The organism is Actinosynnema sp. NPDC023587 (assembly GCF_040640215.1).
In the GTDB taxonomy this organism is placed as follows: domain Bacteria; phylum Actinomycetota; class Actinomycetes; order Mycobacteriales; family Pseudonocardiaceae; genus Actinosynnema.
The window spans coordinates 680777-692821 of the sequence record NZ_JBFABG010000002.1 but is presented as its reverse complement, the minus strand read 5'-3'; the positions used below and the strand labels follow the sequence as shown (position 1 = coordinate 692821).

Below are 12045 nucleotides of genomic sequence, written 5' to 3'. Positions count from 1 at the left end.
GTACACGAGTTGTCGGTTACTCCGCCACACCACCACCCGTCGACGCTTACAGTGGTGGGGTGACTGGTCTGGCGGCCGGCTGGGACCACGCGACTTTTGCGCAGGGTCGAGCCGGCGATGCGGAACACGATGTGGAGCTGCTGCTCGCTTTCCTGAACACCCGAGATCCCGGACTCGGCACCGACGTGCTGGACCACGCCGCCGCCTGGCGGGCGTGGGTGGCCGAGCGCGGCCTGGGTGACGTCGGGGACCTGGCCGAGGCCCGCGCCGTCCGCACCTCGTTGCGGGCTTCGCTGGGCGAACGCCACGACGGCCCCGACCCCACCCCCGCCGCGGGTCTGATCCGGGTCGACCTCAGCCAGGGCGTGCCCACGCTGTCCAGCGAGGACGCGCTGGGCGCGGTGCTCGGCGCGGCGGCCCGGCTGGCGGTGCTGGGGTCGTGGGAGCGGTTCAGGATCTGCCAGGCGGACGGCTGCCTGTGGGCGTTCTTCGACCGCTCCCGCAACCGATCGCGGATGTGGTGCTCGATGCAGGTCTGCGGGAACCGCGAGAAGGCGCGCAACTTCCGGGAGCGGCGAGCGCTCAGCGTGTCGTAGCGCCTGGGTGCTGCCGCACGCCCCCGGTGGTGCGGCAGCGCCCAGGGGTTCACACCACGAGCTGCCCGACCGTGTAGATCACCAGGCCCGCGAGGGCTCCTACGACCGTGCCGTTGATCCGGATGAATTGCAGGTCGCGCCCCACCTGGAGCTCGATCTTGCGGGACGTCTCCTCGGCGTCCCACCGCTCGACGGTGTCGGTGATGAGCGTGGTGATCTCGTCGCGGTAGTTGCCCACGACGTGCCCCGCCGCGTCCTCCAGCCACCCGTCGACCTTGGCGCGCATGGCGTCGTCGGTGACCAGCCGGGAGCCGAACGACGTCAGCCCGGTGCGGATGCGCTTGCGCAGCTCGGACGCCGGGTCCTCGGCGGCGGTGAGCAGCATCCCCTTCGCCGTGCCCCAGGCCGACCCGATCAGCCGCTGCACGTCCGGGTGCTCGACGACCTGCTGCTTGACCGCCTCGGCCCGCTGCATGGTGGCCGGGTCGGTCTGGAGGTCCTGGGAGAACTCGATCAGGAACTGGTCCAGCGCCCGCCGCATCGGGTGGTCGGCGTCGGTCTTCACCGCCAGCGCGAAGTTCAGCAGCTCGGTGTGCACCTTGTCGCCGAGCATCGAGTCCACGAACTTCGGCGACCACACCGGCGAGCGCTCGGTGACCAGGCCGACGATCTTGTCGTAGCTGTCGCGCACCCAGTCGTGGGCGCGGTCGCACATCAGGTCCACCAGCTTGTGGTGCGCGCCGTCGGTGAGCACCTGGGACAGCAGCGCGCCCAGCGGCGGACCCCACGGCCGGTCGGTCAGCCGGCGCACCACGGCCTGCTCGACGATCGCCTGCACGTCCTCGTCGCGGAGCACCCTGATCGCGCCCTTGACGACGTTGGACAGCTCTCCGGTCACCCGTTCGGCGTGCTCCGGCTGCTCCAGCCACGCGCCGACCCGGCGCGCCACGCCGACGCGCCGCAGCTTGTCCCGGACCACGTCCTCGGACAGGAAGTTGGTCCCGACGAACGAGCCGAGCGCGTCGCCGAAGGTGTCCTTCCTGGTCGGGATGATCGCGGTGTGCGGGATCGGCAGCCCGAGCGGCCGGCGGAACAGGGCGGTCACCGCGAACCAGTCGGCCAGCGCGCCGACCATGCCGGCCTCGGCGGCGGCGCGCACGTAGCCGATCCACGGCGGGCCGCCGTCCTCGAACAGCAGCGCCACCACGAAGATCACGGTCGCGGCGGCGAAGAACCCCGTGGCGACGAGTTTCATCCGGCGCAGGTCTCGGCGCTTGAGCTGGTCAGCGGCGGTCAGTTGCTCCACGACGTCATTGTCCGTGAAGATTCGGCGTTGTGCGGGTACCAGCGCTAGTCACCAGGATGCGGCCGTTCACCTCGACGATCTTCGCGGAGATGACCGCGTTGGCGACGCGCACCGGGGCGGTGAACCTCGGCCAGGGCTTCCCCGACACCGACGGGCCGGCCGGGATGCTCACCGCCGCCAAGGAATCCATCGACGCCGGGCTCAACCAGTACCCGCCCGGCACCGGCATGCCGGTGCTGCGGCAGGCCGTCGCCGAGCACCGCGCCCGGTTCGGCACGCACTACGACCCGGACACCGAGATCCTGGTCACGGTCGGCGCGACGGAGGCGATCGCGGCCAGCCTGCTCGCCCTGGTCGAGCCGGGTGACGAGGTGGTGCTGATCGAGCCCTACTACGACTCCTACGCCGCGTCGGTGGCGCTGGCGGGCGCGACCCGCCGGACCGTCGGGCTGGTCGAGGAGCCCGGCACCGGGCGGCTGGGCCTGGACGTCGGGGCGCTGCGCGCCGCCATCGGCCCGAAGACCCGGGCGCTGCTGCTGAACTCGCCGCACAACCCCACCGGGACGGTGCTGGACCGCGCCGAGCTGACCGAGATCGCCCGGCTGTGCGTCGAGCACGACCTGATCGCGATCACCGACGAGGTCTACGAGCACCTGGTGTTCGACGACTCGGAGCACGTCCCGCTGGCCACGCTGCCCGGCATGGCCGAGCGGACCGTCACGATCTCCGGCGCGGGCAAGACGTTCAACTGCACCGGCTGGAAGATCGGCTGGGTGTGCGCGCCCGCCGAGCTGGTCGCGGCCGTGCGCGCGGCCAAGCAGTTCCTCACCTTCGTCGGCGGCGCGCCGTTCCAGCCCGCCGTGGCGCACGCCCTGCGGCACGAGCTGGGCTGGGTGGAGGAGCTGCGGAAGTCGTTGCAGGACAAGCGCTCCCGGCTGGCGGCCGGCCTCACCGAGGCCGGGTTCGCGGTGCGGCCCAGCGAGGGCACCTACTTCATCACCGCCGACGTCCGCCCGCTCGGCTTCGCCGACGGCGCGCGGCTGTGCCGGGAGCTGCCCGAGCGGATCGGCGTGGCGGGCGTGCCGGTGCAGGTGTTCACCGACCACCCCGAGCAGTGGCGGCACCTGGTGCGCTTCGCGTTCTGCAAGAAGGACGAGGTGCTGGACGAGGCGATCGGCCGGCTGCGCGGGCTACGCGTCTGAGCGGACGGGGACGGGCGCGCCCGCCAGCCGCTCCTGCACCAGGGCGTGCCGGAACTGGTAGGACGCGCCGGACAGGCGCAGCACGCCGAGCTTGCGGGCGTCCTCCAGGAACACGACCAGCTCCCACGGCAGCCTGCCGCGCGCGGCCAGCCAGATCCGCGCCACGGTGAACCACCACCAGCGCAGGTGCAGCACGGACAGCGTGAACCCGAGCATCAGCCCGCACGCCAGCCCCAGCCCGACCATGCCGCTCTGGTGGGGGCCGAACACCAGGCCCGCCGCCGCGCCGAACACCACGGCCAAGACCAGCGACCCGGTCCACACCGCGATCCGGTCCCGCGCCATCGTCCACCTCGGGCTGGTCGGGTGGCTCAGCTCGGCGCTGCTGCCGAGCGCGAACCGCAGCGCCACCGCCACCGCCAGCCCGAGCCCGACGACGAGGCCGGCGGACAGCCCGTACAGCGCGCCGAACACCAGGCCGACCGCCATCCCGAGCACGCCGCTGACCAGCACCACGCTGCGCCAGATCCCCAGCCGGGGTTTGGGCGCGCGCTCGCGGGAGGCGAACAGCGCGGCCACGGCCACGGCGATCCCGGCGGCCAGGCCGGTGGCCGGGGCCAGCTTCGGCGTGCTCGCGTACGCCATCAGCCAGCCCACGCCCAGCCCGCCGATCGTGCCCAGGACCAGTGCGCCGAGCACCGCGAGCCAGCGCCGGCCGACCGAGCGGCGCAGCTCCCACCAGGCCAGGTCGGTGATGCCGCGAGCGCGCATCTCACCCGCCAGGAACGTCAGCCAGCGCCGGGCCCGGTCTCGCGGCCAGACCTGGCTGGCGTGCGCCTCGCGGGCGACGCCACGGTCACCGAAAGCGCCGTCCACCAGCTCGTCCACCAGGTGGTCCTCGATCGAGCGGCGGTCCGGGAACCGGGTGCGGTCGAGCAGTTCGCTGGGCTCGCCGTAGCCGTAGACCAGGCCCGCCAGCCACACCGCGAACGGCGTGGCCAGGGCGTCCGCCAGCCGGCCGTCCGGCTCGTCGCGCAGGTGCAGGAAGATCGGCTCCCAGCGGGCGGCGGTCACCGGGTCGGAGTGGGCGCGCAGGTAGCCCGCGATCTCCTCGTGGTCCAGCGGGTGCAGGTGCACCACGTCCGCGCCGGCGACCGGCACGCCCGCGTCGGTGAACTCGTCCGACCGGCTGGTGAGCACCAACGGCGTGGCCGCCGGGAACGCGCGGTTGATGCGGTCCAGCGCGTCCGCGCGCTTGCGCTCGGCGATCCGCTCCAGCCCGTCCAGGACCGGGAACACCCGCCGCTGCTCGATCAGCAGGTCGCCCGCGTAGCTGCCGTACAGCTCGGTGTTGCGCAGCGCCGGGTGCTCCTCGTAGAGCCGGCGGGTCATCCAGGTGCGGATGTCCTCGGTGTCCGGGTCCCAACTGGACAGCGACAGCAGCACCGGCACCGGGCCGCCGCCGTGCCGGTCCAGCAGGCCGATCGTGAGGAGCATGGCGATGGTGCTCTTGCCCGCGCCCGCCTCGCCCAGGAACACCAGGCGGGGGTGCCGCTCGAACGCGCCCACCACGGCGTCGCTGCGGCCGGGGCGGCCGTTCTCGGACGACCAGTGCAGGTCGAGGATCTCGTCCGCGAGCCCGCGGGCGCGGCACTCCTCGGTCCACTGCGCGCGCAGCGCCGTGGCGAGCGCGGCCACGGCGGCGTCGAGGTTGGCGTCCGTGGCGAGCCCGGCCGCCCGTCTCCGGTGCAGCCACGGGTCGACGGCGGCGAGGAACGCCAGGAACCCGACGGCCAAGCCGGACAACCACAGGTCGGGTTCGATGCCGTAGTCGGTGACGAACAACCCGGCTGCCGCGAGCAGGGCGGCCAGGACACATCCGACGAGCACGGCGCGCTGACGAAATCGGGACACCTGGGCATAATGACCCACCGGTCACGCCAGGTGGTGACGCGGTCACCCCTGTGTCGTGCGTACCCTCGGGTAGGTGATCTGCCCCAAGTGCCAGGACCTCATGCGCACCATCACGCGCGGAGCCGTCCACATCGACCAGTGCGACAACTGCAAGGGCGTCTTCCTCGACGGCGGCGAACTGGACCAGATCCTGGCGGCCGAGCGCGATCACTACGCCCAGGCCCCGCCTTACGCGGGCGCGCCGCAACCCGCGCAGGACGGCGCGCCGCCGCCGTACGCGGGCACACCGCCGCCCTCGGACGGTGCCCCGCCGCCTTACGTCGGCGGTCCGCAGCCGGCGGCGGCCGGTTCGCCACCGCCCTACCAACCGCCGCCCGGCACCCCGCCGCCCGGACAACCCGCCGCGCCGCCCGCGCACGGCTACCCGCAGGCGTACCCGCCCGGCTACGCCGACCAGGGCCGCTACGGGCACCCGCCCCGGCGGCGCAGCTTCCTGGAGGAGCTGCTCGACTAGGGCGGCACCGGCGGGGTCCCGGGGTCTCGGGGTAGCCGGGTGTCAGAGCGGCCAGGTGAGGTCCGTGCCGTCGAGGGCGAAGTGCTGCTCGTCGGCGGTCGCGGTGAAGGTGAAGCGGTGCCGCCGGGGTCGGCCCAGCGCCCGCCACTCCCGGTGGGCCGCCTCGGCTTCCCGCCAGAGCTCGCGCGGACCGCCCTCGTCGACCACCGCGCCCCGGTGCCGGGCCCACGAGCCGTCGGGGTGCACCAGCCGCACCGGGTCCAGGCCCACCGCCACCTCGGGCAGCGCCAGCCCGGCGAAGAACTCGAAACCCGACGCCGGGTCGACCGCGGTCCGCGCGCCCAGCGGGGTGGCCCGGCCGGTCCCCTCCGCGTGCAGCGCCCGGTGCAGCGCGTCGTCCGCCCAGACCTGGCGGTGCGCCCGCAGCGGCATGAAGCGGCCGTCCTCCGGCAGCACCCGACCGGCCGCGACGCCGTCGCGCACCTCCAGCCGCACCAGGCCCGCGCCCAGCGCGCGGGTGAACGTGGTGACGATCAGCCCGCCGTCCACCACCTGCCCGAGCCACGCCGGCGGGATGCGGGAGACCGCGCACGTGCCCAGAATCCGCGAGTACGGCGCGCGCGGCGGGTAGCCCTGCTCGCCGTCGCCCACCACGCAGAACGGCCGCCGCCCGGCCTCGGCGAGCCGGGCCACCGCGCGGGCGTGCACGCCCTGGTCGACGTCGATCGAGGTGACCGCCTCGTCGCCGAGCACGTGGGCGAGCAGCGCCGCGTTGTAGCCGGTGCCGGTGCCGATCTCCAGCACGGTCCCGTCGGCGTCCAGCGCCTCCAGCATGATCGCCATGATCGTCGGCATGCTCGACGAACTGGTCGGCACGCCCTCCACCGCACCCTCGGCGAGTGCTCGCCCCCAGGCCGCGTCCGAGCCGTTCAACTGGGTGACGCAGACCTGGTTCCGGTAGGCCAGCGCCAGGTGGTCCGGGTGGTCCGAGGTCACCGGGGCCCAGCCGGCGGGCGTCGCCACGAAGAACTCCGGGACGAACAGGTGCCTCGGCACCTCGCGGAACGCCGACGCCCACCGCCCGTCGCCGAGCACGCCGGCGGTGGCCAGCGAGTCGACCAGCTCGTCGCGCAGGTTGGCGGCCAGGTCCACCCGTCCCACCGTAGCGCTGTGGGCGAGCGCACGTGCGAATTGCTAGCAGGGCGCTTGCAGGAGCTAGCACCCAGGCGTACCGTGGGAAACGGATCGAGGAGGTGCCGGAAGTGGTGGACGTGCCCGACAAGAAGTCCATCGACCAGGCCGTCGCCGCTCTCGGCCGCGACATCGGCGAGTACATCCGCGAGCAGCGCAACACCGCCAAGATCTCGCTGCGCCAACTGGCGAAGCTGGCCGGGGTGTCCAACCCCTACCTGAGCCAGATCGAGCGGGGGCTCCGCAAGCCCAGCGCGGAGATCCTCCAGCAGATCGCCAAGGGGCTGCGGATCTCGGCCGAGGCGCTCTACGTCGAGGCCGGAATCCTGGAGCAGCGCGAAGGCGGCGCACTCGCGGACGCCATCGTGACCGCCCCGGACCTGACCGAGCGGCAGAAGCAGGTGCTGCTCGACGTCTACGAGTCGTTCCGGCGGGAGAACACCGCCGGCCAACCGAAGCCCTGAGGAGTGAACCCCATGTCGAACCTGCCCACCACCGAAGAGCTGCGCAAGGCGGGCGAGCAGGTCGTCGCCGCCGCCCGCACGCCGCTGCTGGCCGCCCTGGGTGCCGGCGACCTGGCGGCGAAGGCCGTGGTCGAGGCCCTGAACAAGACCAAGGAGCGCGCCGAGGCCGCGAAGACCGCCGCCGAGAGCGCCGACCTCAAGGACCTGCGCGACAAGTTCGAGCCGGCCGAGCTGCGCAAGGTCCTGGACACCTACACCCAGTCCGCGCTCAACCTCTACCAGTACCTCGCCGAGCACGGCCAGGAGGCGCTGGACCGGCTGAAGAGCCAGCCGCAGGTGCAGAAGGCGCTGAGCGAGGTCGAGGCGGCCGTCGAGACCGCGCAGAAGCGCACCGGTACCGCCGCGGCCGACGCCCGCGACCTCGCCGACGACGTGCTGGGCAAGGTGACCCGCCGGACCCGCTCGGTCGGCGAGAAGGTCGCCCGCGACGTGGACGACGCCAGCGAGAAGCTCGCCACGGCGGTCGTCGAGGCCGGCGGCGAGGTCGCGCACGAGGTGCGCACCACCACCCGCAAGGCGGCCGACCGCGCCGAGCCCGCCCGCGACGCGGCGGCCACGCCCAAGGTGACGGCCGCGCGCAAGCCCGCCGCCACGCGCTCCACCACGAAGAAGGCCGGCGACACGGCCGAGTGAGCCCACCGTCACGGGGCGTCCTGTCCGGGACGTCCCGTTTCGGCTGTACCCGGCGCGCGCTCCGCACGTAGGCTGGGGGGCGTGTTCTCTCAGTTTCCGGCCTTGGACCTGATCTTCCTCGACCAGTGGATCATGATCCTGGCGTACTACGCCGGGCTGATCGTCGGTGTCTTCGCGTTCGTGCACGCGCTGTCCCAGCGCGCCGACGCCTACACCGCGGCCGAGCGGCTCACCAAGCCCGCGTGGCTGGGCATCACCGGCGGCGGCACGTTCGCGCTGCTGCTGTTCAGCCTCAACAGCGCGGGCGCGATGTTCTGGCTCGCCGGTCTGGTCGCGGTGCTGGTCTACCTGGTGGACGTGCGGCCCCGCCTGATCGAGGTCCAGCGCGGCCCGAGGTGGTGACCTACCGGAGCTTCGGCTCCGGCACGCCGATCACGCTGGTCGGCCACGGACTGGGTGCGACACCCGGTGAAGCGCGCCTGCCCGCGTCCGGTCTGCCGGGCACCAGGGTCGTGGTCACCCTCCCGTCGCACGGCGACGCCCCGGACGCGCCCGCCGACTACTGGGACTACCGGCGGATCGCCGCCGACCTGCGCCTGGTCGCCCGTGAAGTGGGCGCGACGCGGGCGATCGGCGTCTCGCTCACCGCCGGCGCGCTGATCTCCCTGCTGGCCGACGACCCGGACGCGTTCGAGCGGGTCGCGCTGCTGCTGCCCGCCGTGCTGGACGAGCCGCGCCGGCCGCTGCCCCGCGAGCGCGCGATCACCGTCGTCGGCGGGCCGCCCGAGTACCTGGAGGAGCGCCGGCGGGCGTTCGCCCGGCTGGACGGGGCGCTGGCCGGCCTGCCCGGTCAGGTCGCCGTCCCGGACCGCGCGCTGCTGGCCGCGGTGCGCATCCCGGTGCTGGTCGTGGGCGCGACCCGGGACCCGCTGCACCCGGCGGAGGTCGCCGCGGCCACCGCCGCCGCGTTCCCGCACGGCCGGTTGGAGCTGGTCCCGTCGTGGTTGACCCGGAGGGGTGACGTGCGCGGGTGGTTGGGCGATTTCCTCGGCGGGTAGCCGGGGGACATGGCCGAACCGAAGAAGATCGCATTCCTGGTCCACGCGGAGGGGATCGAGCAGGTCGAGCTGACCGATCCCTGGCAGCAGGTCGAGAAGGCGGGCGCGCAGCCCAGGCTGCTCGCCCCGAAGCTGGGCACGGTCCAGGCGTTCAACCACCTGACGCCGGCCGACACCTTCCCCGTCGACGTGCCGTTCGCGGACGCGGAGCCGGCCGACTACGACGGCGTGGTGATCCCGGGCGGGGTCGCGAACGCGGACCTGCTCCGGCTGGACCGCGACGCGGTGGCGTTCCTGAAGGCGCACGTCGCCGCCGGCAAGCCGGTCGCGTCGATCTGCCACGGGCCGTGGCTGCTGGTCGAGGCGGACGTGGTGCGCGGCAAGATGCTCACCTCGTTCCCGAGCCTGGCCACCGACATCCGCAACGCGGGCGGGCAGTGGGACGACCTGGAGGTGCAGGTCTGCACCATGAACGGCTGGACGCTCGTCACCAGCCGGAACCCCGACGACCTGCCCGCGTTCAATCGCGAGCTGCTCAAGGCGTTCGGGTTGTAGCCCGCCGTCGCGGGGAGGTGCACCTCCCCGCGACGTGCTAGAGCCGGGTGTTCGCGTAGGCCGTCATCGCGTCACGCACCCACTCGGCGAGCCCCTCGGCGTGGGCGTCGAACTGGACCTTGAAGTCCGGCGCGTCCACGTAGAGCTGACCCAGGCCGGTGTAGGACTCCCGGTTGGGGATCCAGCTCAGGCAGATCCAGCGGTAGTGCCGGTCGGTCGCTTCCAGCGCCTCCGGCGCGTCGGGCGCGACGCCCGCGTCGAACAGGTCGCCGAGCGCCTTCGCGACCGCCCGCCACTCCGCCGTGAAGCCGTCGGCGTCGGACTTGGTCCAGCCCCGGAACCGGCGCTTGCCCTCGTCGATGTGCTCCCGCGCGCCTTCGCCGTAGCGCTCCACGAGTTCCGCCTCGTAGCGGGCCTGGCGATCGGCGTCGAAGCCCTCGAAGAGCTCTTCCATCTTCATCGTGTGCTCATCTCCTTCCAGTTCCCGGATGGTCCTGGAGACGGTGTCGGACAGCCGGTCCAGCCGCTCCCGCTCGGCGTGCAGCCACTGCTGGTGGTTGCGCAGCACGTCCACCGTGCGGTGGCGGCCGTCGAGCACCTCGGACACCGTGTCCAGGTTCAGCCCGAGGTCGCGCAGCAGCAGGATCTGCTGGAGCCGCAACAACTGCTCCCGCTCGTAGTAGCGGTAGCCGTTGTCGCCGACCTTCGCCGGCGGCAGCAGCCCGATGGCGTCGTAGTGCCGCAACGTCCGCGAAGTCACCTTCGACATCCGTGCGACCTGGGCGATCGACCAGGCCATTTCCCGTCACCTCCTCCGTGAGGACCACGCTAGGGGTTGACGTAACGTCAACGTCAAGGCGAGCTGGCAGGATGGTCGGCGTGTGGACCATCGCAGGAGAGCTGACCCCCGTCCCCGTGCTCGACCACCTCGCCCTGGTGGCCGCGCCGGTGGCCGCCGCGCTGCGCGCGCTGCCCGACGGGAACCGCCTGGCGGTCGCCGAGATCGACGCCGGCCTGGCGGACACCGCCGAGTTCTGCGCGCACTACGGCTCGCCGCTGGAGACCTCCGCGAACTGCGTGATCGTCGCGGGCAAGCGCGGTGACGCGGTGCGGTACGCGGCGTGCGTCGTGCTGGCGACCACGCGGGCCGACGTGAACGGCGTCGTGCGGCGGCGGTTGGACGCCCGGCGCGCGTCGTTCGCGCCGATGGCCGACGCCGTGTCGCTGACCGGCATGGAGTACGGCGGCATCACGCCGGTCGGGCTGCCCGCCGACTGGCCGGTGCTGCTCTCGCCCGAGGTCGCCGCCGCGCCGGAGCTGGTGATCGGCAGCGGCCTCCGGGGCAGCAAGCTGCTGGTGCCCGGCGAGGTGCTGGCGAAGCTGCCCGGTGCCGAGGTGGTCGAGGGGCTCGCCCGCCCGGCGTGACTCAGGCCTGGGCGGCGTACTCGCCGAGGAACGCCACGACCTCCGCGACGTCGTCGGTGACCAGGATCCAGCGCTCGGCCTCGCGACCGCGCGCCAACCGCCGGACCAGCGGCGCGGCCGGCACCTGCTCGACCCAGAAGTCCACGCCCAGGAACACCATCGGCGCGGCCGGCCCGACCGAGGCGTAGTGGTTCTGGGTGTAGTCCTGGAACACCTCCTGCACGGTGCCCGCGCTGCCCGGGGTGTAGACGATGCCGCCGGTCGCGACGGTGAGCAGGCCCTCTTCGCGGACCGAGTTCGCGAAGTACTTGGCGTGCAGCTCGCACGCGGGGTTGGGCGGCTCGTGCCCGTAGAACCAGGTCGGGATGCCGATCGTGCGCGGCCGGTCGAACGCCGGCAGGTCGGTCGGGAACGCGGCCAGCCACCGGCCGATCGACTCGGCGTCGTGGCCGAACCCCGGGGTCCGCGCCAGCTCCCGCAGCACCGAGGCGTCCTCGCCCACCCGCACGCCCAGCGGCACGGCCTCCATCGCGCCCGGACCGCCGCCGGTCAGCACGGTGAACCCGGCCGCGCCGAGCGCCGCGCCCAGGGCGACCGCGCGCCGGTAGCCGTCCGTGTCGCGGCCCAGCGCGTGCCCGCCCATGACGGCGACCGGCCTGCCCGTGAGCGCCTCGGCCAGGGCCTCGGTCACCGCGTGGTCGTGCAGGCGCTCGGCCAGCGCGTGCAGCGGGTCCGGGTGGTGGCCCTGCTGCTTGCTGTGCCGGTAGATCCGGGCGTCGGGGGTGTCGGCGTAGGACTCGGGCCGGGCCGGGTCGAACCCGGCGAACAGCTCGGCCGGGGTGTAGAGCGAGGACCGGTAGACCCGGTATGGGACGTCGGGGATGTTCGGGAACACCAGCGCACCGGCCGCGTTCGCGCGGCGCAGGCCCGAGGGCGACAGCACGCAGCCGAGGAACAGCGCGCCGTCCAGCGGCACCCGCAGGTCCGCCCCGGTGAGGTCCAGTCCGACGAGGACCGCGCCGCGCAGGTCGCGGGCGGCGTGGACCTGGTCGAGGTCCCTGATCTCGGTGCGCACCGGCGCAGCCTACGGCCGCCCGGGTCGCGCCGACCGCCCGGGACACGTGCCC

General features: G+C 73.5%; 14 protein-coding genes. 9 read left to right on the top strand and 5 right to left on the bottom strand.

The features are described 5' to 3' along the window. Positions 1–59 precede the first annotated feature (59 nt). Positions 60–596, top strand: coding sequence for a CGNR zinc finger domain-containing protein (locus AB0G01_RS08445; protein WP_360941064.1), 537 nt, complete (start codon positions 60–62; stop codon positions 594–596). Positions 597–645: 49 nt separating this feature from the next. Here the strand turns inward: AB0G01_RS08445 and AB0G01_RS08440 are convergent, their stop codons facing one another. Continuing rightward, positions 646–1851 (bottom strand): DUF445 domain-containing protein, encoded by a 1206-nt coding sequence (locus tag AB0G01_RS08440; RefSeq protein ID WP_360941304.1) that lies wholly within the window; start codon positions 1849–1851, stop codon positions 646–648. An 80-nt stretch (positions 1852–1931) separates the two neighbouring features. Between AB0G01_RS08440 and AB0G01_RS08435 the strand changes: the two genes are divergently transcribed. Then, positions 1932–3104, top strand: a complete 1173-nt coding sequence (locus AB0G01_RS08435) for a pyridoxal phosphate-dependent aminotransferase (protein ID WP_360941062.1) — start codon at positions 1932–1934, stop codon at positions 3102–3104. Here AB0G01_RS08435 and AB0G01_RS08430 read toward each other — a convergent pair. Further along, positions 3093–5018 carry a hypothetical protein gene (locus AB0G01_RS08430; RefSeq protein ID WP_360941060.1) on the bottom strand — a complete coding sequence of 642 codons (1926 nt, stop codon included), beginning with the start codon at positions 5016–5018 and terminating at the stop codon, positions 3093–3095. The two genes, AB0G01_RS08435 and AB0G01_RS08430, sit on opposite strands and share 12 nt — an antisense overlap. 73 nt (positions 5019–5091) lie before the next feature. Between AB0G01_RS08430 and AB0G01_RS08425 the strand changes: the two genes are divergently transcribed. Beyond that, positions 5092–5532 carry a zf-TFIIB domain-containing protein gene (locus AB0G01_RS08425; protein ID WP_360941058.1) on the top strand — a complete coding sequence of 147 codons (441 nt, stop codon included), beginning with the start codon at positions 5092–5094 and terminating at the stop codon, positions 5530–5532. A 42-nt stretch (positions 5533–5574) separates the two neighbouring features. On the opposite strand, the gene AB0G01_RS08420 is transcribed toward AB0G01_RS08425, so the two are convergent. Continuing rightward, positions 5575–6684, bottom strand: coding sequence for a methyltransferase domain-containing protein (locus AB0G01_RS08420; RefSeq protein ID WP_360941056.1), 1110 nt, complete (start codon positions 6682–6684; stop codon positions 5575–5577). Positions 6685–6794: 110 nt separating this feature from the next. Between AB0G01_RS08420 and AB0G01_RS08415 the strand changes: the two genes are divergently transcribed. The 5 genes from AB0G01_RS08415 to AB0G01_RS08395 all read left to right on the top strand — a co-directional run bounded on the left by AB0G01_RS08415 (position 6795) and on the right by AB0G01_RS08395 (position 9493). Then, a complete protein-coding gene (locus tag AB0G01_RS08415; RefSeq protein ID WP_360941301.1) occupies positions 6795–7187 on the top strand; it encodes a helix-turn-helix transcriptional regulator in 393 nt (130 codons plus the stop codon). A gap of 12 nt (positions 7188–7199) precedes the next feature. Further along, on the top strand, positions 7200–7880 hold the full coding sequence (locus tag AB0G01_RS08410; protein ID WP_360941054.1) for a hypothetical protein: 681 nt from the start codon (positions 7200–7202) through the stop codon (positions 7878–7880). A gap of 111 nt (positions 7881–7991) precedes the next feature. Further along, complete coding sequence (locus AB0G01_RS08405; protein WP_360941298.1) at positions 7992–8282, top strand: DUF2516 family protein; 291 nt, start codon at positions 7992–7994, stop codon at positions 8280–8282. Next, positions 8279–8938: an alpha/beta hydrolase gene (locus AB0G01_RS08400; RefSeq protein ID WP_360941052.1), complete on the top strand. Its 660-nt coding sequence runs from the start codon at positions 8279–8281 to the stop codon at positions 8936–8938. Before AB0G01_RS08405 ends, AB0G01_RS08400 begins: the two co-directional genes overlap by 4 nt. A 9-nt stretch (positions 8939–8947) precedes the next feature. Then, complete coding sequence (locus tag AB0G01_RS08395) at positions 8948–9493, top strand: type 1 glutamine amidotransferase domain-containing protein (protein ID WP_360941050.1); 546 nt, start codon at positions 8948–8950, stop codon at positions 9491–9493. Positions 9494–9530: 37 nt separating this feature from the next. Here the strand turns inward: AB0G01_RS08395 and AB0G01_RS08390 are convergent, their stop codons facing one another. After that, complete coding sequence (locus AB0G01_RS08390) at positions 9531–10292, bottom strand: TipAS antibiotic-recognition domain-containing protein (protein WP_360941048.1); 762 nt, start codon at positions 10290–10292, stop codon at positions 9531–9533. 71 nt (positions 10293–10363) lie between these two features. On the opposite strand from AB0G01_RS08390, the gene AB0G01_RS08385 reads away from it, so the two are divergent. Continuing rightward, complete coding sequence (locus AB0G01_RS08385; protein ID WP_360941046.1) at positions 10364–10918, top strand: YbaK/EbsC family protein; 555 nt, start codon at positions 10364–10366, stop codon at positions 10916–10918. A 1-nt stretch (position 10919) separates the two neighbouring features. Here the strand turns inward: AB0G01_RS08385 and AB0G01_RS08380 are convergent, their stop codons facing one another. After that, positions 10920–11993, bottom strand: coding sequence for a hypothetical protein (locus AB0G01_RS08380; RefSeq protein ID WP_360941044.1), 1074 nt, complete (start codon positions 11991–11993; stop codon positions 10920–10922). Between the last annotated feature and the right edge of the window lie 52 nt (positions 11994–12045).

What these genes read in the sequence shown, in the direction of transcription:
- AB0G01_RS08410 (WP_360941054.1), top strand. Translation starts at nt 7,200, where the DNA reads ATGTCGAACCTGCCCACCACCGAAGAGCTGCGCAAGGCGGGCGAGCAG.
- AB0G01_RS08385 (WP_360941046.1), top strand. Translation starts at nt 10,364, where the DNA reads ATGGTCGGCGTGTGGACCATCGCAGGAGAGCTGACCCCCGTCCCCGTG.
- AB0G01_RS08390 (WP_360941048.1), bottom strand. Translation starts at nt 10,292, where the DNA reads ATGGCCTGGTCGATCGCCCAGGTCGCACGGATGTCGAAGGTGACTTCG.
- AB0G01_RS08440 (WP_360941304.1), bottom strand. Translation starts at nt 1,851, where the DNA reads ATGAAACTCGTCGCCACGGGGTTCTTCGCCGCCGCGACCGTGATCTTC.
- AB0G01_RS08395 (WP_360941050.1), top strand. Translation starts at nt 8,948, where the DNA reads ATGGCCGAACCGAAGAAGATCGCATTCCTGGTCCACGCGGAGGGGATC.